This is a genomic window from Flavobacterium sp. DSR3-2 (genome assembly GCF_049896525.1).
Classification (GTDB): domain Bacteria; phylum Bacteroidota; class Bacteroidia; order Flavobacteriales; family Flavobacteriaceae; genus Flavobacterium.
The window spans coordinates 1-22721 of sequence record NZ_JAFCUM010000011.1 but is presented as its reverse complement, the minus strand read 5'-3'; the positions used below and the strand labels follow the sequence as shown (position 1 = coordinate 22721).

Genomic DNA, 22721 nt, shown 5'->3' with positions numbered 1-22721 from the left:
GTGACCCCATTCCTAAAAGGGGCAAACTAACTAGATGCTTAAACTGCCCCTTTTATCAATGCGGTCGGGCTATTCGCGCTACTTTGGTAGCTAGCTACTATCCCTCACGCGACCTCGTTTTCAAAACAACACATCTGAAATGAAGTGCTTCTGTCTTTCCAAATTAACTCTCTAAACAAGAAAAACCAGCAACATATATCCTTGATTTAAAAATCAAAATTAATAAAAACTAAAAAATTAGTTAAATAACTATAAAAACAGTTTGTAAACTATAAATATAGTTGTACATTTGATTCAAATAAAAAAATCATGCAAAAACTGACCAATAAAGAAGAGGAAATAATGCATATTTTATGGAAGCTCAAAAAAGCATTTGTAAAAGAAGTCATGGCCGAAATCACCGAAGATCAGCCTCACTATAACACACTTTCTACTATTGTTCGCAATCTGGAAGAAAAAGGTTTTGTGTCGCACAATGCTTTTGGAAACACGCACCAATACTACCCTATCGTGAGTTTAGAAGACTATAGAAAACGTTTTATGAATACGGCCATCGATAATTATTTCAACAGTTCTTATAAAAATATGGTATCGCATTTTGCCAAAGAAGAGAAAATTTCTGCAGCTGAATTACGAGAGATTTTAGCAATGATTGAAAGTCAAAAAGGGGAAATATAAACTTTACAGTAACAACAGTAATTATGGAATCATTCTATCTTTATCTTCTCAAATCTAGTGGATTAATCGCACTGTTCTATTTTGCTTATTATTTTATGTTGCGAAAAGAAACCTTTTTTAAGAGCAATCGCTGGTTTCTTTTATTGGGTTTATTTACTGCCGTTCTTTTGCCGTTAGTGGTTTTAACAAAAATAATATGGGTAGAACCAACTCCTGTAAATTATAATTGGTCATCATTACCCATAAACACAATTGCTGATGAAGATCATACTGAAGAGTATATTTATTTGGGATTAGCGGTAATTTACTGTATTGGCACATTGTATCTATTAACTAAATTCGGTTTTGATTTTTACAGTTTACAAAAAGTATTAAGAGGAAAAACCGTAAAACGTCAAGCTTATTTTAAATTTATAGACATACAAGACAACCTAGCTCCTTTCTCTTTTTTTAATACTATTGTTTATAACTCTTCTTTATACAGCACCACCGAATTAGAAAATATTTTGGAACACGAAAAAGTGCATAGTGAACAAAATCATACTGTTGATGTATTAATTTCAAGATTGTTTTGTATTGTCTTTTGGTTTAATCCATTTATTTGGTTTTATAAAAAAGCAATTGTACAAAACTTAGAATACATTGCTGACGACGAAGCCACAAAAAAGATATCCGACAAAAAAGCGTATCAGTTTACGCTCTTAAAAATAACAACACACGAAAATTGTGTTGCCATTACTAATCATTTTTATCAATCATTAATCAAAAAACGAATCGTTATGTTAAACAAAAATCAATCAAAAAAATCGAATTCCTGGAAATACACACTTATTCTTCCTGTTTTAGTGGCTTTTGTATCTTTATTTCAAATTGAAACCATTGCTCAGGAAAAAAAATCAGAACAAATTATTACGGTACCTTCAAAAACAAATGAAAATTCAGTCGATGTATACAAAATAAATAAAAATACTACTGATGAGGAACTAAAAGAAAAATCAAGTAATTTAATAGAAAACTATGCCATAATTGCTACTTTTTCCGGAATCAAAAGAAATTCCAAAAACGAATTGACCGCTATAAAAGTTGATTTAAAAAAAGGAAAAGAAATTGCACAGAAAATGGAAACAAAAGGAACTGAGGCCATAAATGAATTTGGAATTATAATATCTAAAAATGATGATGGAATGCTTACTGTAAATTTTGGTTCAGATGAAAAAATGATCAATCAAAAAAGTATTGTTGTTGCTCCAAATGCACCGTCAGTAACTGAAAAAGAAATTTTTATCAACGGCAAAAAAGTAAGTGAAGATGATTTGGATAAAATAGATCCTAATGAAATTTCGACTATGAATGTCAATAAGAATGATAACCAACAGGAAATCCGAATCATTACTAATAATCATAGGAAAATGATTAATGAGAATGACATTTATATCAATAATGAAAAAGTGTCTCAAAATGAATTAGAACGTTTAGATCAAAATACAATTGAGAGAATGGATGTAAATAAAGATGATAAAACAATCCGAATTACAACCAAAAATGGAATCCAATATTCTCAAGAGAGAAATTTACCAGTTCCTCCAACGCCGCCAATACCGCCAGTTTTTAATATTAAAACTCCAGTTCCTCCTGCATTTCCAAAAGCACCAAAAGCACCTAAGGGTGATCCAATTAAAGGAGATAAAAAAGCTTGGAAAGAGTTTGAAAAGAAAATGGAAGACTTCGAGGCTAAAATGAAAAAACTAGAGCCTCAAATGGAAGCTTTCGATAAGCAAATGGGAGAATTTGATAAGAAAATGGAACCATTCAATAAAGAAATGGAAGTTTTTGAAAAAAAAATGAAAGTGTACGAACAACAAATGGAACAATATTATTCTAACTTGGAACGCGAAAGAAAAAAATAATAACTCCCCTAAATAGCCAAAAAAGACGGTCCTTATCAAGACCGTCTTTTTTTATATCTTTACCCAAATAAAATCCTATGTATAAAATCCTAGCACAAATCAACAAAGTCATTTTACCTAGTTTCACCAAACAGCGGTTAGATTTGGCGAAAGCCACGAAATGGCAAATGGCAATTATTGGTTATAAATATTATGTGACCACTCGTGCATTATCTAAGAAGTGATTACGGCAAAAATATCATTGTCTTTAATTTTTGCTTTTCCATTAAGGAAAGCTAACTCCTTAAGGGAATTGCTTTGCACTATTTCGCCGCCTAAACTTTCAAACAATTCACATACCGCTTTTGCCGTTACTCCAGTTGCTAATGCATCATCGTGAAGTAAGATTCTATCTCCTTTTTGAATCGCGTCGATATGAATTTCTAAAGTATCCATTCCATATACCAAATCGTCCGTTGCCGAAATGATTTCATAAGGTAACTTGTTAGGCTTTCGAACTGGAATAAAACCAGCATTTAATTCCTGTGCAATCAACATCCCAAAGAAGAATCTGCGACTCTTTACTCGTATTACCGTGTCCATTTTTTTATTTTTTAAGGATGAACGCAATATTTCAAGGCATTTATTCCTTGTTTCGGGATCAATTAACAATGTAATAATGTCTTAAAAAAAATTCCTTCTTTGGGAAAACCCTGAATATCACCGATATAATTTTTCAACGTTATATTTTTTTGTTTTTTTACAATTTTACACTTGCGAATTACACATTTATACCTATATTTGCACCCGCAAGCAAGATAATAAAACGGTTTGCGAAACGGCCTTGTGGCGCAACTGAATAGCGCACTTGATTACGGCTCAAGAGGTTACTGGTTTGAATCCAGTCAAGGTCACAAAACCCCAATAGATATTGGGGTTTTTTTATGCATTGTATCGAAAAGTGTACTAAATCCGATAATTTTTAGATAAGGTACAAAAACATTAAAAAACAATACCTTTTCAAATCATTGATCTCCAATCCCAACTTCTAAATTGTCGTTAAGCTATATATTACGAAGAAAGCTCATAGAAAATGGACTTTACACAACTTATTTAGCTTTAAGAGCAATCACGATCGATAAATCGTATTTCAACCCGTTCAAAACTTACTTAACAGTGGAAAACCAATCTATTTGTTGAGTTTATTAAAATCTGTGTTTAAAATCTTTTTCAAAACTTAACTACAAAACACAAAAAAACCGTTTCTGCAGCAGAAACGGCTTATTTTATATCCTTTATTCGTATTACCTATTAGGATTAAGCTTACTGTTTTTATATCCGTAAAAAAAGTAAAACACCAATCCGATTAGCAACCAGACACCAAACCATTTCCAATTAGAAACCGCCATTCCAGTAAGTAAATAACAGCATGAAATTAATCCCAATAACGGAATTAAAGAAAGGTTTTTGAGGAATGACAAAATTGCCATCACGATACACAAAATAAAGAAAATGATCATCGTGCTATTTGTTGCCATTTTATCTGCAGAGAAATCGAAAGTATCCACAAAGAATGTCGGAAATAAATATCGAATTAAAAATGCGGCAGCCACAACCATTAGAGGAAAAATAAACTTGGAGTTTATATATGGAATTTTGAATTTACCATTGGTCTTACGCTCCGCAATTTCAGCTTCACTTTGAGGAGATAACATTAAAACTCCGCCACAAACCAACACAAAAGCAAATAAAGTCCCAATACTTGTAAAGTCCAATACGAAGTTTTCATCGGTGAAAAAAATTGGAATTCCAACCACTAAACCCGTTACAATAGTTGCAAACCCCGGTGTTTTATATTTTGGATGAATTTCTGAAAATTTCTTTGGCATCAGTCCATCACGGCTCATTGTCATCCAGATACGTGGTTGTCCCATTTGAAAAACCAACATTACGCTGGTCATAGCCACCACGGCCGCAATGGAAACAATAAATAACATCCATTTTACGCCTTTTAAAGCAAATATTTCAGCTAACGGATCGCTAACGCCCAACAAAGTGTAGGACACCATCCCTGTAATTACCAACGCTAAAATAATATAGACAACAGTACAAACCAGTAAGGAATAAATCATTCCGCGAGGCAAATCACGTTGCGGATTTTTACTTTCTTCTGCTAATGTTGAAACGGCATCAAACCCAATATAAGCAAAGAAAACTGCCGAAACACCACCCATAACTCCTTTAAAACCATTTGGCATAAACGGAGTCCAATTGTCAATATCTACATAAAAAGCGCCAACAATAATCACCAAAACTATTATCACCAATTTAATCATTACCATGACATTGCTGATATTTCTGGACTCTTTTGTGCCTCTGTAAACTAAATAAGTGATCAATAAATTGATTACAACGGCTGGCATATCAAAAATTATTCGCAAGTTGCCCAGCATCGGTGCAGTTTGCCAAGCATTAAATCCTTCTCCGGCTTTATTTTCTAAAAAGGCAGAATGTGCCGATTGATAATTTATCGTGAGCCATTGTGGCAAATGAATTTGAAAAGTTTCCAACAAATTCGTAAAATAACCACTCCAAGAGAAAGCTATATAAATGTTCCCGATAGAATATTCCATTATCAACGCCCATCCGATGATCCATGCAAATAATTCCCCAAAAGAGACATACGCGTAAGTGTAAGCACTTCCAGAAACCGGGACACGTGAAGCAAATTCGGCGTAGCACATCGCGGTAAATCCGCAGGCAATAGCACAAATAACATAAAGTATTACTACTCCGGGACCTCCTGAAAAACAGGCATTTCCTATGGCGCTAAAAGTACCTCCACCAATAATTGCAGCAATCCCAAAAAAAGTAAGATCCCTAACTGTCAATACCTTATGGAGTTCGGTGTGATCTCCATCACCGCCTTGTTGTACTATTGTTGTTGTTGATTTTCTTCTAAATAAACTTGAAAATGCCATATCTAAATTTTATCATTAAAAAATTAATCTATTTTTACGCCTTTTTACTTGCAGTTTGCAATAATATAAATTTTGTTCGGATATAATAATATAAAAGAATTTTATTATTTTTATTTTTAAAAAAGTCTTCCAATATTTTTGGAAAACGAAAGCCAGTCACAATTTATCTGTCTTTTAAAAAATAGTTTCTACTTCAAACAGCTCCTTAAAATTGTGACCGGATGCAATGCTTTTCTGGTAGTTCCGTCAAAAATCTGGTGGCGACAACTGGTTCCCGCTGCAGCAATGACCGCTGTCGCATCAGTGGCTCTAATTTTTGGAAACAACGTATCTTCTCCCATTTGCATGCTGATTTCATAATGTTCTTTTTCGTATCCAAAAGAACCTGCCATGCCACAACAACCCGAATTATAAATGGTAACCGAACTGTTTTTGGGCACATTCAACATCGCAAAAGTCGCTTCCATCGTACTCAATGACTTTTGGTGACAATGTCCGTGAATTTTTATTGTTTTCGCCTCCTCGGAAAATTGTTGTGTATGAATTTTTCCTTTTGTAATCTCATTTTTGAAAAATTCTTCAATTGTAAATACATTTTTGGCTAATTTTTCCGCACTTTCTTTATTATCGGCCAATCGAATGTATTCGTCTCTAAATGTCAATATCGCTGAAGGTTCGATTCCTATCAAAGGTAAATCTGCAGTAATATAATCCGAAAAAACGGCAACATTTATATTCGCAATTGCTTTTGCTTCTTCGAGAAAACCTTTAGAAATAAAAGCTCTTCCGCTTTCTTCGTGATCCACCAGAATCACTTCATATCCTAATGTTGTCAATAACTCGTACGCATCGATTCCAACTGAAACATCATAATAATTAGTGAATTCATCACAAAACAAACATACTTTTCCGTTTTCAAAAGAATCACTTGGTGCTTGATTCCAATTTTTTTCATACCATTTTCGAAATGTCTTTGGAGCCAAAAGCGGCACTTCTCTTTTGGCAGAAATCCCCATACTTTTTTTTACAAAGGGCAAGTTCACCATGAAATTCGTGAATTTTGGAGTGATACTTCCCAGGCCATTCAGTTTCGCATTAAAAGCAAACACTTTATTGCGCCATGAAAATCCATTTGCTTTTTGGTATTGGTACAAAAACTCCGATTTTAACGCTGCCACATCCACATTACTAGGACATTCGCTGGCACAGGCTTTGCAACTCACACACAATTCAAATACTTTATACAATTCTTCATGGTCGAATTTATTGTCTTTTTCGGAATGTGTCAAATATTCTCGCAGCGCATTGGCTCTGGCGCGCGTCGTATCTTTTTCATTTCGGGTTGCGCGGTAACTTGGACATAAAGTCCCACCCGCCGAAGGTAATTTTCTACAGTCACCCGAACCATTGCATTTTTCCGCTGCACGTAAAATCCCCATACTATCCGAAAAATCCTGAATTGTTTGTATTTCCGGTTCCACTCTGCCCGCTTCCACCCGAAGATTTTCATCCATTTTGAACGCATTTACGATTTTCCCAACGTTCAGGATACTGTTAGGATCAAAAGCATGTTTGATTCTTTTCAACAATTCATAATTCTTGTCTCCAATCATAAAAGGCAAAAACTCGCCACGAACAATCCCGTCGCCATGTTCCCCACTCAAAGATCCTCTATATTTTTTCACCAAAATGGCTACTTCAGTTGCGATATTTCTAAATTGATGCAGCCCTTCTTTTGTTTTCAAATTCAAAACCGGTCGCAAGTGAATTTCTCCGGCCCCGGCATGTGCATAATATATGGCACTCTGACCGTGACGCTCCATCATTGCCGTGAATTCGGCAATGTAATTAGGTAAATCACTTAACTCAACGGCGGTATCTTCAATAGAATCAGCCGCTTTATTATCGCCAACAATACTTCCTAAAAGTCCAAGACCTGCTTTTCGCAATTCATTTATTTTATCAATATCAGCTCCGTAAATTTTTGGCAAAGCATACCCAAAATTATTTCTTTCCAAATCTGCAATTAAATCATTAGCTTGTCTTTCGGCATCTTCCATATTGTGATGCGACGCCACTTCAAGCATGATAACCGCTTTTGGTTCTCCTTGAATGAAAAATCTGTTTTTCGCTTGTTCTCTGTTGGTTTTGGTACAATTTAATATCGTGTCATCCATCATTTCACACGTATACAAATGATGCTTCATCGCAGTAACCACAGCTTCTAAACTTTCCTGGATGGTATGAAAATGAGCCACTACCATCACATTATTCGTTGGTGGCAGCTCATCGACTTTCAAAGTAATTTCGGTGGTAAAAGCCAGTGTTCCTTCGCTTCCGCAAAGGAGTTTCCCTACATTTATTGTTTTTTCTGTTCCTCCAAAAAGTTCCGATTTCAATAATAAATCAATCGCATATCCGGTATTTCTTCGGTGAATTTCAGGTTTCGGAAATTCCTTTACAATCTCTTTTTGGTTTTCGCTATTCGAAAGTTCCTCATAAATGGTCTTGTAAGTAGAACTTTCAAGCGTGTTCCCTTTTGTCTTTTCAATGAATTCAGCAGAAGTCATTTCTTTAAATACTGCCGAACTTCCATCACTCAAAACTGCTTTAATCTCCACTATTTTATCGCGGGTAACTCCGTACCGAATCGATGTAGTTCCCGATGAATTATTGCCTACCATTCCGCCTATCATACAACGATTTGAAGTAGAAGTATTGGGACCAAAAAACAACCCGTGTTCTTTTAAGTACAAATTCAGTTCATCCCGAATCACTCCCGGCTGAACGGTAACCGTTTTTTGTACGTAATCAAAAGCGACAATCTTAGTGAAATGTTTCGAAACATCTACAATTATTCCATTCCCTACCGTTTGTCCAGCTAAGGAAGTTCCGGCAGTTCTGGGCGTAATTGAAATTTTATTTTTTGCTGCAAATCGAATAATTTTTACAATATCTTCCTCTGATTTTGGAATCGCTACAGCAACTGGCATAATTCGATACGCGGAAGCATCCGTGGCATATAATGTTTTATGGAGATCATCATAAAAAAGTGTTCCTTCTAATGACTGAGATAATTCTTGTAATTGAGGCGTGATTAACATTTAGTGGAGTAAATTGCTATTATTTTCACAAATATAAATATATAGCAGTTTATACCTTAAAAACAACTAAGAAAAATTCAAATCCTTTTGTTATTTACCGGAAAGTTTTCTTAAATCTCATTTTAAAAAAATTGGCAAAGAAATTGCGCTGGTAAAATAAGTCAAATTTTAAAACCATTTTAACTGGTAAATTTCACTAAAAAAACTATTTTTGAACACTATTTAAACGATACTCCGATGAAAAATTTCAAGCACACCCTTCTGCTTATTACGTTCCTTTTACTTTCTTTTTGGAATGGTAACGCACAAGCATTGGCTACAAATCCAAAAAATGAATTTAGAGCCGTTTGGATTGCTACCGTGGTAAATATTGATTGGCCAAAAATGAGCACTGATAATGTTGCCAAACAAAAAGCGGATTATATTGAGATTTTAGACACCTACAAAAAATTAAATTATAATGCTGTTATTGTTCAGATTCGAAGTGTTGGTGACGCTTTTTATCCAACAGAATTAGCTCCGTGGTCACGTTTTTTGACTGGTAAAGAAGGACAAGCTCCAAAACCATATTTTGATACATTAGCCTGGATGATTGCTGAAACTCACGCCAGAGGTTTTGAATTTCATGCTTGGATGAATCCATACAGAGCTACAATGGATTACAACACGTCGCTTTTGAGTCCGCAACATGATTTTTTCAAGCATCCAGATTGGATGATTAAATATGGTGGAAAATATTATTACAATCCGGCATTACCCGAAGTTCAAAACCACTTGACGGCAATCGTAGAAGAGGTAGTGGAAAAATATGATATTGATGCGATACATTTTGATGATTATTTTTATCCGTACAGAATAAAAGGAGAACTATTTGATGATACCGATTCTTTCAAAAAATACGGTAATGGACTAAGTATCGAAGATTGGAGACGTTCAAATGTGAATAATTTTGTACGATGTGTTTCCCTTTCGATAAAAAACATCAAACCGTGGGTGCAATTTGGCATCAGCCCATTTGGAGTTTGGAGAAATAAATCAGTAGATCCCAGAGGTTCTGAAACCGAGGCGGGACAAACGAATTACGATGATTTATTCGCTGATCCTTTAGCGTGGATGGAAAATAAATGGATTGACTACCTTGTGCCACAATTATATTGGAGCATGGATCATCCAAAAGCTTCCTATTCAAAACTATTGCGTTGGTGGTCTGAAAACTCAACGAATACAGCAATTTACATTGGAAATGGAACGTATAAAATCAACACTGATTCTGATAAAAGATGGAATAATCCAAATGAAATACCAAATCAAATTGACATTACCAGATCCTACAAAAACATTCAGGGAAATGCTTTTTTTAGTGCCAAATCATTCTTAAACAGAAATCAAAATGTGACCAAGTTACTAACAGAAAACCAGTACAAATATGCTGCCCTTCCAACCGTAGTGCCCGGTTCCATTAAAAAAATGGCGATCGTGCCTACAGCGAATAACATTTTGATAGACCCAATTGCGTCACGATTTAATGTTACTTATCCTCTATACAGTAAAGTGCGTTACGTAATGGTTTATGGAGCCAAATTCAATTCAAAAATTGATATTAACGATCCAAGTCAAATTATTGATAAAATAGCATTTAAAGATGATAATAATACGGTTGAAGTTGTGATTCCATCTTATAAATTAGACAAAAATACAACCTGCGCAATTACATTCATTGATTTTTATGGTAATGAAAGTGAAGCAACTTTAGTGAACTTTACGCTGTAAAATTGAATCGAATATAACACGCTATAAATGAAAACAGACAACAGACCTTGGTATTGGATTCCCGTTTTAAACTTTGCTTCCGGATTGCCTTATGCCATCATTATTTCGGTATCGGTGATCATGTATAAAAACCTCGGAATCAATAATGAAGATATTGGGATTTATACCAGTTTACTGTATTTACCGTGGGTAATTAAACCGTTGTGGAGCCCATTTATTGATCTTTATTCGACTAAAAGAAAATGGTTTTTAACCATGCAATTGATTATTTCTATTGCTTTTTTAGTGGTGGGTTTGACGATACCTTTAAGTAATTTTTTCGTTATTAATTTAGCCGTATTTTGGGTTGCTGCATTTGCTTCCGCTTCTAATGATGTAGCAAGCGATGGATTTTATATGTTGGCTTTAGAAAAAGAACAGCAATCCTTTTTTCTTGGAATCAGGAGTACTTTTTATAGACTTTCCATGCTTACTGGCAATGGATTAATAGTGTTTATTGCGGGTTATTTAGAACAAGAATATGGTGATAAGCAAAAAGCATGGTCCTACACGATGGTAATTGTCGGTATCATTATGACTGTAATTACCATTTATAATTATTTTTCGACTCCAAAAATTGAAGCAAAAATCTTAGCAACAAAAGCGGAATCGGTTCCTAATAAAAGTTTTGCTGTTGTTTTCGCTACTTTTTTTCAAAAGAAACAAATTGGTTTAGTTTTAGCTTTCATTTTATTGTTTAGATTAGGAGAATCGCAATTATTAAAAATGTTGACTCCTTTTCTTATCGATCCGATAACTGCAGGCGGAATGGGATTAACCACTCAGGATGTTGGTATAATATATGGCACTTTCGGGGTTATTGCACTAACTGTTGGAGGTATTCTGGGCGGTATAGTCATATCTAGAGATGGATTAGGAAAGTGGATGCTACCCATGATTTTAGCTATGCACTTACCCATAATAGGGTTTATATTACTCTCCCATTTTCATCCGGGTTCCGTTATCTATGTTTATTTGACGATAATTGCGGAACAATTTGGTTATGGATTTGGTTTTGCGGCTTTCATGATGTATTTAATTTATGTGGCTGATGGCGAATCAAAAACGTCCCACTACTCTATCGCAACTGGATTTATGGCTTTAGGAATGATGCTTCCGGGAATGTTGAGTGGTTATATCCAAGAATATCTGGGCTATGGAAATTTCTTTATTTGGGTATTTTTGGCAACCATTCCAGGATTAATTTTATCCCGATTTTTGATTTTTCCAGCCGATTTTGGAAAGAAAACCGAATAATTTAATAGCACACGGATAAGACGGATTTACTGTGTAAAGTCAACAATAAAAACCGTTTTTAAAAATCCGTTTTTACCTGCGTTTTTGAAATAGTGAATCCATTTTTTCTGCGTACTAAAAAAGTATAAAATTCTAACTAATGACATTAGAACAAAAAATAGGACAGTTTTTCTTTCCTGCCGTTTTCATTAATGATACTGAAGAAAACATTCAAGCTACCGAACAATTAATAAGGCATTACAACATCGGAGGATTGACTTTTTTTCACAGCCGAGCCAGTGCAGCGACGAATTATGAATCTAAGAAAAAAGTAGTTTTAAATGATGATAGTTTTCAACGTTTAAAGGAACTTATTAAAAGGTATCAAAGTTGTGCTACGACTCCGTTATTAATGAGTATCGATGCCGAATGGGGTTTAGCCATGCGCGTCGAAAAAACACCACAATATCCGTATGCTATAACACTTGGCGCTTTACCTATTAATGAAAAAAATTTGGTTTACGAAGTTGGTAAACAAATAGGCTTAGACTTAAAATTTGTTGGGATTCATTATAATTTAGCGCCTTTGGCCGACATCAATAATAATCCTAATAATCCTGTAATAGGGTACCGTTCTTTTGGTCAAAACAAAGAAAAAGTAGCTGATTTTTCGCTGGAATATCTTAGAGGAATGAATGATGTCGGGATTTTAGGTTGTTTTAAACATTTTCCCGGACACGGAAATACGAATATTGATTCGCACTTAGGATTACCCGTTTTAAAAGAAACTTTGGAAGAATTATTAGCCAATGAATTAGTTCCTTTTATAAAAGGAATTGAGAATAACGTTGATTCGATTATGATTGGCCACTTAGCAGTTCCCGCTTTAAACGATGGAAAAGACACTTCAGCCACGTTATCAAAATCCGTAATTGAAACGCTTTTGCGAAAGCAATTAGGATACGATGGTCTAGTGATTTCGGATGCGTTAAATATGCATAGCGTTTCTAAATTGTACGATAAAAAAGGACAGTTGGAATGGGAAGCTTTCAATGCGGGTAATGATGTGTTGTGCTTCGCAGAAAATGTTGTTGAAGGAATCCAGGAAATCCTTAAAAATGCAAAACCTGAAAGAATTGAAGCTAGTTTTCAACGCATCTGGAAATGCAAACAAAAAGCAGGAATTGTAGATGGAAAACTAAGTTTGCCAAACCTTTCAGCGACTGATTTTGATTTTGAAACCACTTCTAAATTAAATCTGAAAATTGCTCAAAACTGCATTACAAAAATAAAAGACAATCACAATACAGAGACTGTTTTTGACGCAAAAAATAGAGGTGATCTTGCCAAAATTAGCATCTATAAAAATACCGATAATGTATTTTTTCATACCTTAAGTAACGCTTTACCTTCACCTGAATTCAGTTATGAAACTGGAGGTGAATCCATTTTGAATGAATTAGGAAATGAACTAAATAAATTTGACACTCTAATCATTTCTTTATTTGTTCCAAAGGCAAAACCATTAAACAATTTTGATATTGAAGATTCCGTACTTCAATTTTTAGGTAACATGTTTACCGTCAAAAAGTGCATTTTATATGTTTTCGGGAATCCTTATGCGCTGCAAATTATTCCAAATTTGAAAGATGCTTCAGGAATTATTCAAATGTATCAGGATTTTTCAGAATTTCAGGAGACCGCTGCCGAACAACTTTTGAAAAATACTAAATGTAAAGGAACTATTCCTGTAGAGGTTAACTTTCTATAATTATAACCCGTTGGGTGTAATTCAATTTGTTTAATTTTTTTACCACATAGAAACATAGATTTTAAAATTATGTAAGGCGTTTCACTTTTTTAGAGAAAATCATAGCTGCATGAAGCTAAAAATTGGTATGTCCAAATCTTTTTTTCTATGTTTCTATGTAGTTCAATTTTTTTATTTAAGATTAATTCAAATTTTTATTAATTACACCCAACGGGTTAATTATAGGTAAAATCTTTAAAAAATTTTATCATAATAATTCCCTATTTTGAGATAAGTATTTATAATCAAATGCTATTTTAATTTACTTTTAGTATGACTACATTTGCACCAACAAAAAAACAATTAAAAAGTAAATAAAAATGTCATTAATAGGTAAAAAATTTCCAAGTATTGCAGTAGACGCTATCTCTGAAATGGGTGATAATTTAAAAATCAACATTTTTGAAGAAGCTGTAAACAACAACAAGAAAGTACTTTTATTTTGGTATCCAAAAGATTTTACATTTGTGTGCCCAACTGAATTACATGCTTTTCAAACCGCTTTACCAGAATTCGAAAAAAGAAATACAATTGTTATAGGTGCATCTTGTGATACTAACGAAGTACATTTTGCATGGTTAAATACTCCAAAAAACAACGGTGGAATTGAAGGTGTAACTTATCCAATTATTGCGGATACCAACAGAAACTTATCAAACATATTAGGAATTCTTGATATTGAAGAAACAGCTTACAGCGAAGAAACTGATTCAATTATTATTCAAGGTTCTAATGTAACGTACAGAGCAACATACCTTATTGATGAAACTGGAAAAATTTTCCACGAAAGCGTAAACGATATGCCACTAGGTCGTAATGTAAGTGAATACTTGCGTATGGTTGATGCTTACACACACATTCAAGAAAAAGGAGAAGTTTGTCCTGCAAACTGGGAAGCCGGAAAAGAAGCAATGAGCGCTGACCGAAACAGTACAGCTGAATACTTGACTTTAAACTAAATCAATAACACTGTCAATTGTAGTACTAAATTTCTATTTAATACAGTAAATATTAGTATTGCAATTGCATTTTGAAATTTAAAAATATGTTAATCGAATTAACCGAAGATACGTTACAGGATTTAATTGCAAAAGACGAAAAAGTAGTGGTTCAATTTTCGGCATCATGGTGCGGAAATTGCAGAATCATGAAGCCTAAATTCAAAAAATTGGCTTTAGAAAATGAAACAATCACCTTTGCTCTTGTTGATGCTGAAAATTTTCCGGAATCCAGAAAATTAGCGAATGTGAGTAATTTGCCAACTTTTGCCACTTTTGTAAATGGCAAACTGGTAAACGAAACACAAACTAATAAACAAGAAGTGCTAATTGAATTAGTAAACGAGATTGTTTAACAAGATTATCAGATTAGATTTTTAGACTTGATTAGATTTATAGACGTCTTAGATTTTAAAAACCTAAAAATCTTTTTTATACTTAAATTCAATTTAGAGTTCCAACAAATCTAAAAATCGAATAAATGTTACAATTTAAAAATCAAGGAAAAAAATGAAATTACCTGTTATTAAGCATTTAACGCAGTTTATTGAGGAAAATGATGAAGATTACATCATTGAAACGATAGAAGTTCTGGAAGCTATGACTGAAATTTCGTCATTGAAAGATGAAGAATTAGATGTCATTGGTGAATTAATTTCTAATATGTACGGCGCATTAGAAGTAAACAAACTAGTAAAAACCGGAACTGATAAAAAAGAAGCCTTAAACACTTTCATGAAACGTGTTTTGGGTTCCATCGATAAATAAAAGAATTTTTTATTTAATTCTACTAAAACGCATTCCGAAACGGGTGCGTTTTTTTATTCAATAAATCTAAAAGATGACATAATTTTAAAGTTAATGATTTGCGTAAAATGGTAAACTTTAAACCTCTATTTGAGGACAAATTCTTAAATAATTTTCATACTTTTGAACCTCATAAAAAAACAAACATTATGGCTTCAATAACATTAGGAGGAAATCCAATTCATACTTCAGGGGAATTACCAAAAATAGGTACAAAAATCGCTGATTTTAAGTTAGTAAAAACGGACCTTTCTATCGCTTCATTACAAGATTTTGCGGGTAAAAAACTAGTTTTAAATATTTTTCCAAGCGTAGATACCGGAACTTGTGCAGCATCTGTTAGAAAATTCAACGAAAGCGCCAGTACTTTAGAAAATACTACTGTTTTGTGTGTTTCAAGAGATTTACCATTTGCACAAAAACGTTTTTGTGGTGCAGAAGGACTTGAAAATGTTGTTAACTTATCTGATTTTCCAGAAGGAAGTTTTGGTAAAGCAAATGGTTTAGAAATGACCGACGGTCCTCTGGCCGGATTACACTCAAGAGTTATTATCGTTGTTAATGAAAACGGAATAATTACACATACGGAACAAGTTGCTGAAATTGCAGATGAACCAAACTACGAAGCTGCGTTAGCGGTACTTTAATCTGAATTTAATGGAATTTCAAAAAGACAATACTTTTTTTTCCGGAAGATTAAAAAGTGTCTCTTATGCTCTAAAGGGAGCTTTAAAACTTATTACGACAGAACACAGCATAATGGTTCAATTTTCTCTTGGAATTTTGGTCAGCATTGCTGGATTTTATTTTGGTATTTCTAAAACAGAATGGCTTTTTCAGACTTTAGCTATTGGTTTAGTGATGAGTATTGAAGGTTTAAATACGGCTGTTGAAAAAATAGCCGATTTTATTCATCCCAATTATCACGAAAGAATTGGCTTCATTAAAGATATTGCTGCGGGAGCGGTATTTTTTGCTGCTTTGACAGCAATAGTAATTGGTTTAATTATATATATCCCTTTCGTTTTTTAGGTATTATTACAAATAAGAATGGCAAAAACAACAAAAACAGCTCCTTTAATAAAAAAAAGCGAAACTAAATCAGCGGTCAAAACACCATTAAAATTAACCAAACAGAATAAAATTGTTTTTGGTTCTTTACTGGTTTTATTTTCCGTTGCATTATTGTTTGCGTTTGTGTCCTTGTTCCTTTATGGACAACAAGATCAAAGTGCTGTTCAACAATTGACGGATCGTTCAGAAACGGTTCAGAACTGGCTTGGAAAATTTGGCGCCTTTTTAGCTGATTTACTGGTTTATAAAGGTTTTGGAATCGCCGCTTTTATATTCGTACGTTTATTTTTTCTTTCAGGAATATATATGATTCTTGGTATTTCTTTAGGAAAACTTAAGAATATTTGGTTTTGGGATTTATTTGTGATCATTATAGTATCCGTTTTATTTGGATTTTTTGCTACTTCAGCGCCTGAATTAGGAGGAACTATTGGATATGAATTGAATTTATTTTTGCAAGATTACATTGGAAAAACAGGAACGTTACTAATTTTGCTTTTTGGACTCATTATTTATATCATTTTCAAAATCAAGCTTTCCCCGGAAAGTATTCAATTGTTTTTTGATACTACCAAAAAAGAAATGAAAGCAGTTTCCATCACCAATCCGCTAAACAACGGAAAAAGCGGTTATAATTTGGAAGAATTTGCAGTTCTTGAAGAGGAAGAAATTGACGACATTCATTTAAAAACAAATGGTTCACAATTCGAAATCAACAAAGAAGCATTAAAACCAACTATTAGTAATTCATCTGATATTAATAGAGATCCTATTGTAAAACCGCTTGCAATGGAAGTAACACCAATAGCAACTCCAGAAGTTATTTCGAATGCTGAGGAATCGTTTATAATAGAAACCGCTCCTGAAGAAGACATTATCGAAGAAAACTTAGCGTCTCGATTAGTAGCTGATTTTGGATTATTCGACCCAACTTTGGATTTATCCAATTATAAATTTCCTACGATTGATTTATTAAAAGAATATTCTACAGGGGGAATTACCATCAATCAGGAAGAATTAGAAGAAAATAAAAACAGAATTGTAGATACCCTTCGCAATTATAAAATAGAAATTGCTCAAATAAAAGCGACCGTTGGCCCATCGGTTACATTATATGAAATTGTTCCTGAAGCAGGAATTCGCATTTCAAAAATTAAGAGTTTAGAAGATGATATTGCGCTGTCACTTTCGGCTTTAGGAATTCGTATCATCGCTCCTATTCCGGGGAAAGGAACCATAGGAATTGAGGTTCCTAACAAGAATCCAACGATGGTTTCTATGAAAAGTGTTATCGGATCTGCCAAATTTCAAGAAGCTGAAATGGAATTACCAATCGCTCTTGGAAAAACAATCTCTAACGAAACTTTTGTAGTGGATTTAGCCAAAATGCCTCACTTATTGATGGCAGGAGCTACTGGTCAAGGAAAATCAGTTGGTTTGAATGCCGTTTTGACTTCGCTGTTATACAAAAAACATCCAGCTGAAGTTAAATTTGTTTTGGTAGATCCTAAAAAAGTAGAGCTTACACTTTTTAACAAAATCGAAAGACACTATTTAGCAAAACTTCCAGATATGGATGACGCTATTATTACGGACAATGCAAAAGTAGTTAATACATTAAATTCCCTTTGCGTAGAAATGGACAACCGTTATTCTTTGTTAAAAGATGCGATGGTCCGTAACATCAAAGAATACAACGATAAATTTAAGGCTCGAAAACTGAATCCTGAAAACGGACACCGATTTTTACCCTATATTGTTCTTGTAGTTGATGAGTTTGCCGATTTGATTATGACTGCAGGCAAAGAAGTGGAAGTTCCCATAGCTCGTTTGGCACAACTGGCGCGAGCCATTGGAATACACTTAATTATAGCGACACAAAGACCATCTGTAAATGTAATTACAGGTTTAATTAAAGCCAATTTCCCTGCGAGAATAGCATTTAGAGTGACCTCAAAAATTGATTCTCGAACCATTTTGGATACGCAAGGAGCGGATCAGTTGATAGGACGTGGTGATATGCTTTACACCAATGGAAATGATGTGGTAAGGGTACAATGTGCGTTTATCGACACTCCTGAAGTGGAGAAAATTACTAATTTTATAGGTTCCCAAAAAGCCTACGCTACTGCTTATTTACTTCCTGAGTTCGTTGGTGACGAAAGTGGCATTAATCTTGATATGGATATTTCCGACAGAGATACTTTGTTTAGAGAGGCCGCTGAAATCATTGTGAATGCACAACAGGGATCAGCTTCCTTATTACAAAGAAAACTTAAATTAGGATACAATAGAGCAGGAAGATTAATCGATCAACTCGAGGCTGCTGGAATTGTAGGCCCTTTTGAAGGAAGTAAAGCACGCAGTGTTAACATTCTGGACATGAGTTCTCTTGATCAATTTTTCAACAATGAAAAAAACAAATAATTACGATGAAATCAAAAATTCAAGATTCTAAAAAAAGCAACATACAAAATATGAGTAAAAAGTTCCTTTTATTAGCGGGTATATTTATTCTTACTTTTTCAGTTCAAGCACAAGATAAAAAAGCAAAAGACCTTTTAGATCAAGTTACTGCTAAAGTTAAAAGTTATGATAATATTGCTATTGATTTTAAATACTCCTTGAATAACGCCAAAGAAAACATCAATCAGGACAGTAAAGGAAATGTTACGATGAAAGGAAATCAATATGTTTTAAATTTCATGGGAGTCACTAAAATTTTTGATGGTAAAAAAACATATACTATTGTTCCCGAAGATGAAGAAATTACCATTTCAGCAGTAAATGAAAAAGACGATAATGCCATAACTCCATCAAAAATGTTGACTTTTTTTAATACGGGTTACAGATATAATATGGATATTTTGCAAAATGTAAAAGGCAGAAAAATTCAATATATTAAATTAGTTCCGTTAAATGCTAAAGATCAAAGAAAAGAAGTCTTATTGGGAATTGATGTTCAAACGAAACACATTTACAATTTAATAGAAATGGGCAAAAAAGGCACAAAAACAACTTTAACGGTTAATTCTTTCAAAACCAACCAACCTTTGTCAAAAAATCAATTTACATTTGCGGGAAGTAAATATCCAAATTACTACATCAACAAATTAGATTAATGCGCTAAGTGAAAATTCTTGACAAATACTTATTAAAAACCTTTTTGACTACATTTATTACGGTATTTGTAATCCTATTTTTTATATTTATACTGCAAACCGTTTGGTTATTTATATCAGAATTGGCTGGGAAAGATTTAGATCTATTAATGATTATTAAGTTCCTGGCCTTTTCCATGCCTAGAATTGTACCTTTGGTTTTACCACTTTCTATACTTTTATCTTCGATAATGACTTTTGGAAATTTGGCTGAAAATTATGAATTTGCAGCAATGAAATCTTCGGGAATTTCGCTTCAACGCGCCATGAGAAGTCTCACTGTATTCATAGTTTTATTAAGTGTTGTGGCCTTTTTCTTTTCGAATAATGTCATTCCTTATGCTGAATACAAGTTTATTAATTTTCGAAAAAATATCGCACAGGTCAAACCAGCATTGGCTATCGCCGAAGGACAATTTAATGATGTTGGTTTTTATAATATAAAAGTCAACAAAAAAAGTGGCACAGAAGGAAATATTCTGACCGGAATAACTATTCACAAAAAATCTAAAATTGGTGATGGAAGTAAAACTGTAATCAAAGCCAAAAATGGAGAATTAATTAGTAGTGAAGAATCCAGTATTCTGCAATTAGTGCTTAACAAAGGGTATTATTACGAAGACATCGTTCCAAAAAAATATGAAGATCGCAGTAAGATGCCTTTTGCAAAAAGCTCCTTTAGAAAGCAAATTATAAATATAGATTTATCTGAACTGAATAAAGTGGATGTAAATGACGAATCTGTTGCCAACACAAATACCATGCTTACCGTTAATGAACTAAATTACACTTTAGATTCATTAAATAAAAATATGAAAACGGACATCATTACGTTTACCGAAAACAGCAATGCAAGAATTGGATTTCCAGGGAAAAAAAAATTAGTACCAGTAGCCAAAAAAAGTAAACCACTTCCAGATGATATTCTATCATTATACACCAACGAACAAAAATCGGATATTTTAAAAATCGCCAGCAGTAATGTGATCAGCACCAGCTATTCCATTGATTCTTCTAAAACCGAATTGTTCAATAAGCAGAAAAATATAAACAGACATTTATTGGCTTTTTACGATAAATTTGTAATCGTATATGCTTGCTTTCTGATGTTTTTTATAGGAGCGCCATTAGGAGCAATTATTAGAAAAGGAGGATTAGGACTTCCAATAGTTTTTGCTGTTTTTATATTTATAACCTTTCATTTTATAAATACTTTTGGAAAAAGGATTGCTCAGGAAAATGGAATGACTCCATTTATGGGAGCTTGGTTATCATCATTTATACTAACACCATTAGCTGTTTTATTGACTTACAGAGCTACAAACGATATTGGTTTAATAAATATGGATGTTATTTTAGCTCCATTTCAAAAACTAGTAAAAAAAATATTCCCATCACAAAACTAACACCCGAAATGGACTTAAATAAAATACAACTTAACACAATTGAAGAAGCAATAGAAGATATTCGTCAAGGAAAAATTATTATAGTTGTTGATGATGAAGATCGTGAAAATGAAGGAGATTTTTTGGCTGCAGCCGAAAAAGTAACACCCGAAATGATTAATTTCATGGCTACTCATGGTCGCGGATTAATATGCGCTCCGTTGACAGAAAGCCGTTGTAAAGAATTAGGATTGCATGTGATGGTGACCAATAATACGGATCCAATGGAAACCGCTTTTACAGTTTCGGTGGATTTAAGAGGAAACGGAGTTACAACTGGAATATCAGCAGCTGATAGAGCAAAAACAATTTTAGCACTCGTAAATCAAGAAACAAAACCGCATGATTTAGCAAGACCCGGACATATTTTTCCTCTAATTGCCAAACAAGGTGGTGTTTTGAGAAGAACAGGCCATACAGAGGCAGCAATTGATTTTGCTCGTTTAGCTGGATTTAAATCAGCTGGAGTAATTGTGGAAATCATGAATGAAGACGGCACCATGGCACGTCTTCCCCAATTAGTCGAAGTGGCAAAAAAATTCGATTTAAAATTAGTGTCAATCGAATCCTTAGTCGCTTACAGAATGCAACACGACAGCTTAATTGTTAAAAAAGAAGATTTTGATATTGAAACTCGTTTTGGTACATTCAGATTACGTGCATACCAACAAACCACTAACAAACAAATACATATTGCGCTGACTAAAGGCAACTGGAATATTGGTGAACCAATACTTACCAGAATCAATTCTACTTTAGTCAATAATGATATTTTAGGAACATTGACCAATGATGTCAATAAGAAATTAGACGGTATGTTTCAATTGATAAATGATCAAGGAAAAGGGGCGGTTTTATTTATTAATCAGGAAGCGCAATCAATAGACTTATTGCATCGAATTGTAGAATTGAAAGGACTGCAAGCGAAAGGAGAATTTAAAGCACCACAAATAAAGATGGATAATAAAGATTTTGGTATTGGTGCTCAGATTTTACATGATATTGATATTTCAAAAATCCGTTTATTATCCAATACTGAGCAAACAAAACGCGTTGGAATGATTGGATATGGATTAGAAATTAAAGAATATGTAAATTATTAAATTCATTTTAAAAAAAATTATAAAAATATTTTCATCTAAAGTATACAAAATGAAACCTTTAAAAATTAGTCCAAAAAATAGATGCTTTTTTTCTAAAAATAGATTTGCATAACCAAAAAAGGTTCTTATATTTGCACTCGCAATCAGACAATGAATGCGACATACTGGAGAAATGGCAGAGCGGTCGAATGCGGCAGTCTTGAAAACTGTTGACTGTAACAGGTCCGGGGGTTCGAATCCCTCTTTCTCCGCCACATAAGGTTTCAAAAGAAACTTTAAAAGTCAAAAGCCTTTAAATAGTAGTATTTAAAGGCTTTTTCGTTTTTTATAATGTGTCAAAATACACATATAGAATCAAAGAACAGTGACCCTATTGGTGACCCTATTTTATTTTCAGCCATTTTCGAGAAAATAGGGTCACTAAATCGGAAGAATTCCCCGGGAATTCCCCGCCATCACTAGCAACTCTCAAAGTTTTTAAATCAATTTGATTATTAATTTAAAAACAAGAAGTTATGTTAAAAGTAATTTTTTATCTCAAAGCTGGAAAAGCTAACAAAAAGGGAGAATCTCCCATTTTCGCCCGTATCTCTTACAACCAACAGTCAATCACGATGACCACCGGTAAA

17 protein-coding genes, 2 tRNA genes and 1 pseudogene are annotated in these 22721 nt (G+C 33.7%); 17 read left to right on the top strand and 3 right to left on the bottom strand.

What is annotated here, in order from left to right; genetic code table 11:
- The first annotated feature begins 309 nt into the window (after positions 1 to 309).
- The 3 genes from ACP7AV_RS12720 to ACP7AV_RS12710 all read left to right on the top strand — a co-directional run bounded on the left by ACP7AV_RS12720 (position 310) and on the right by ACP7AV_RS12710 (position 2809).
- Entirely contained in the window at positions 310 to 678 is a 369-nt protein-coding gene (locus tag ACP7AV_RS12720; protein ID WP_426092266.1) for a BlaI/MecI/CopY family transcriptional regulator, read from the top strand.
- A 23-nt stretch (positions 679 to 701) separates the two neighbouring features.
- The gene (locus ACP7AV_RS12715; RefSeq protein ID WP_426092265.1) at positions 702 to 2585 is read left to right on the top strand and encodes a M56 family metallopeptidase; all 1884 of its coding nucleotides are present in this window, start codon (positions 702 to 704) and stop codon (positions 2583 to 2585) included.
- A gap of 77 nt (positions 2586 to 2662) precedes the next feature.
- Positions 2663 to 2809, top strand: a complete 147-nt coding sequence (locus ACP7AV_RS12710) for an SsrA-binding protein (RefSeq protein WP_091206227.1) — start codon at positions 2663 to 2665, stop codon at positions 2807 to 2809.
- Here ACP7AV_RS12710 and ACP7AV_RS12705 read toward each other — a convergent pair.
- Positions 2799 to 3310, bottom strand: a pseudogene (locus tag ACP7AV_RS12705) (adenine phosphoribosyltransferase). The gene ACP7AV_RS12710 and the pseudogene ACP7AV_RS12705 overlap by 11 nt on opposite strands.
- A 94-nt stretch (positions 3311 to 3404) precedes the next feature.
- Here ACP7AV_RS12705 and ACP7AV_RS12700 point away from each other — a divergent pair.
- Positions 3405 to 3478: transfer RNA gene (locus tag ACP7AV_RS12700), tRNA-Arg, on the top strand.
- A gap of 390 nt (positions 3479 to 3868) precedes the next feature.
- Here the strand turns inward: ACP7AV_RS12700 and ACP7AV_RS12695 are convergent.
- On the bottom strand, positions 3869 to 5545 hold the full coding sequence (locus ACP7AV_RS12695) for an amino acid permease (protein WP_426065209.1): 1677 nt from the start codon (positions 5543 to 5545) through the stop codon (positions 3869 to 3871).
- A 188-nt stretch (positions 5546 to 5733) separates the two neighbouring features.
- Entirely contained in the window at positions 5734 to 8649 is a 2916-nt protein-coding gene (locus ACP7AV_RS12690; protein ID WP_426092264.1) for an FAD-binding and (Fe-S)-binding domain-containing protein, read from the bottom strand.
- A gap of 237 nt (positions 8650 to 8886) precedes the next feature.
- Here ACP7AV_RS12690 and ACP7AV_RS12685 point away from each other — a divergent pair, with 237 nt between their 5' ends.
- The 13 genes from ACP7AV_RS12685 (at position 8887) to ACP7AV_RS12625 (ending at position 22346) form a co-directional block, all read left to right on the top strand.
- Positions 8887 to 10419, top strand: a complete 1533-nt coding sequence (locus tag ACP7AV_RS12685; RefSeq protein ID WP_426092263.1) for a glycoside hydrolase family 10 protein — start codon at positions 8887 to 8889, stop codon at positions 10417 to 10419.
- A 27-nt stretch (positions 10420 to 10446) separates the two neighbouring features.
- Positions 10447 to 11715, top strand: coding sequence for an MFS transporter (locus ACP7AV_RS12680; RefSeq protein ID WP_426092262.1), 1269 nt, complete (start codon positions 10447 to 10449; stop codon positions 11713 to 11715).
- Between the two features lie 139 nt (positions 11716 to 11854).
- Positions 11855 to 13465: a glycoside hydrolase family 3 protein gene (locus ACP7AV_RS12675; protein WP_426092261.1), complete on the top strand. Its 1611-nt coding sequence runs from the start codon at positions 11855 to 11857 to the stop codon at positions 13463 to 13465.
- A gap of 359 nt (positions 13466 to 13824) precedes the next feature.
- Positions 13825 to 14463, top strand: coding sequence for a peroxiredoxin (locus ACP7AV_RS12670; RefSeq protein ID WP_426092259.1), 639 nt, complete (start codon positions 13825 to 13827; stop codon positions 14461 to 14463).
- Between the two features lie 86 nt (positions 14464 to 14549).
- Positions 14550 to 14858, top strand: coding sequence for a thioredoxin family protein (locus ACP7AV_RS12665; protein WP_426092258.1), 309 nt, complete (start codon positions 14550 to 14552; stop codon positions 14856 to 14858).
- A 154-nt stretch (positions 14859 to 15012) separates the two neighbouring features.
- Positions 15013 to 15270, top strand: coding sequence for a DUF6952 family protein (locus ACP7AV_RS12660; protein ID WP_091172168.1), 258 nt, complete (start codon positions 15013 to 15015; stop codon positions 15268 to 15270).
- 188 nt (positions 15271 to 15458) lie between these two features.
- Positions 15459 to 15956 carry a thiol peroxidase gene (gene tpx, locus ACP7AV_RS12655; protein ID WP_426092257.1) on the top strand — a complete coding sequence of 166 codons (498 nt, stop codon included), beginning with the start codon at positions 15459 to 15461 and terminating at the stop codon, positions 15954 to 15956.
- Between the two features lie 10 nt (positions 15957 to 15966).
- Positions 15967 to 16341, top strand: coding sequence for a diacylglycerol kinase family protein (locus tag ACP7AV_RS12650; protein WP_426065219.1), 375 nt, complete (start codon positions 15967 to 15969; stop codon positions 16339 to 16341).
- Positions 16342 to 16359: 18 nt separating this feature from the next.
- Positions 16360 to 18810: a DNA translocase FtsK gene (locus tag ACP7AV_RS12645; RefSeq protein ID WP_426065220.1), complete on the top strand. Its 2451-nt coding sequence runs from the start codon at positions 16360 to 16362 to the stop codon at positions 18808 to 18810.
- 50 nt (positions 18811 to 18860) lie between these two features.
- Positions 18861 to 19505, top strand: a complete 645-nt coding sequence (locus ACP7AV_RS12640; protein WP_426065263.1) for a LolA family protein — start codon at positions 18861 to 18863, stop codon at positions 19503 to 19505.
- Positions 19506 to 19513: 8 nt separating this feature from the next.
- Positions 19514 to 20950 (top strand): LptF/LptG family permease, encoded by a 1437-nt coding sequence (locus ACP7AV_RS12635; protein WP_426092256.1) that lies wholly within the window; start codon positions 19514 to 19516, stop codon positions 20948 to 20950.
- An 8-nt stretch (positions 20951 to 20958) separates the two neighbouring features.
- Positions 20959 to 22092, top strand: a complete 1134-nt coding sequence (ribB, locus tag ACP7AV_RS12630; RefSeq protein WP_426092255.1) for a 3,4-dihydroxy-2-butanone-4-phosphate synthase — start codon at positions 20959 to 20961, stop codon at positions 22090 to 22092.
- A 166-nt stretch (positions 22093 to 22258) separates the two neighbouring features.
- A tRNA-Ser gene (locus ACP7AV_RS12625) sits at positions 22259 to 22346 on the top strand.
- Positions 22347 to 22721 lie beyond the last annotated feature (375 nt).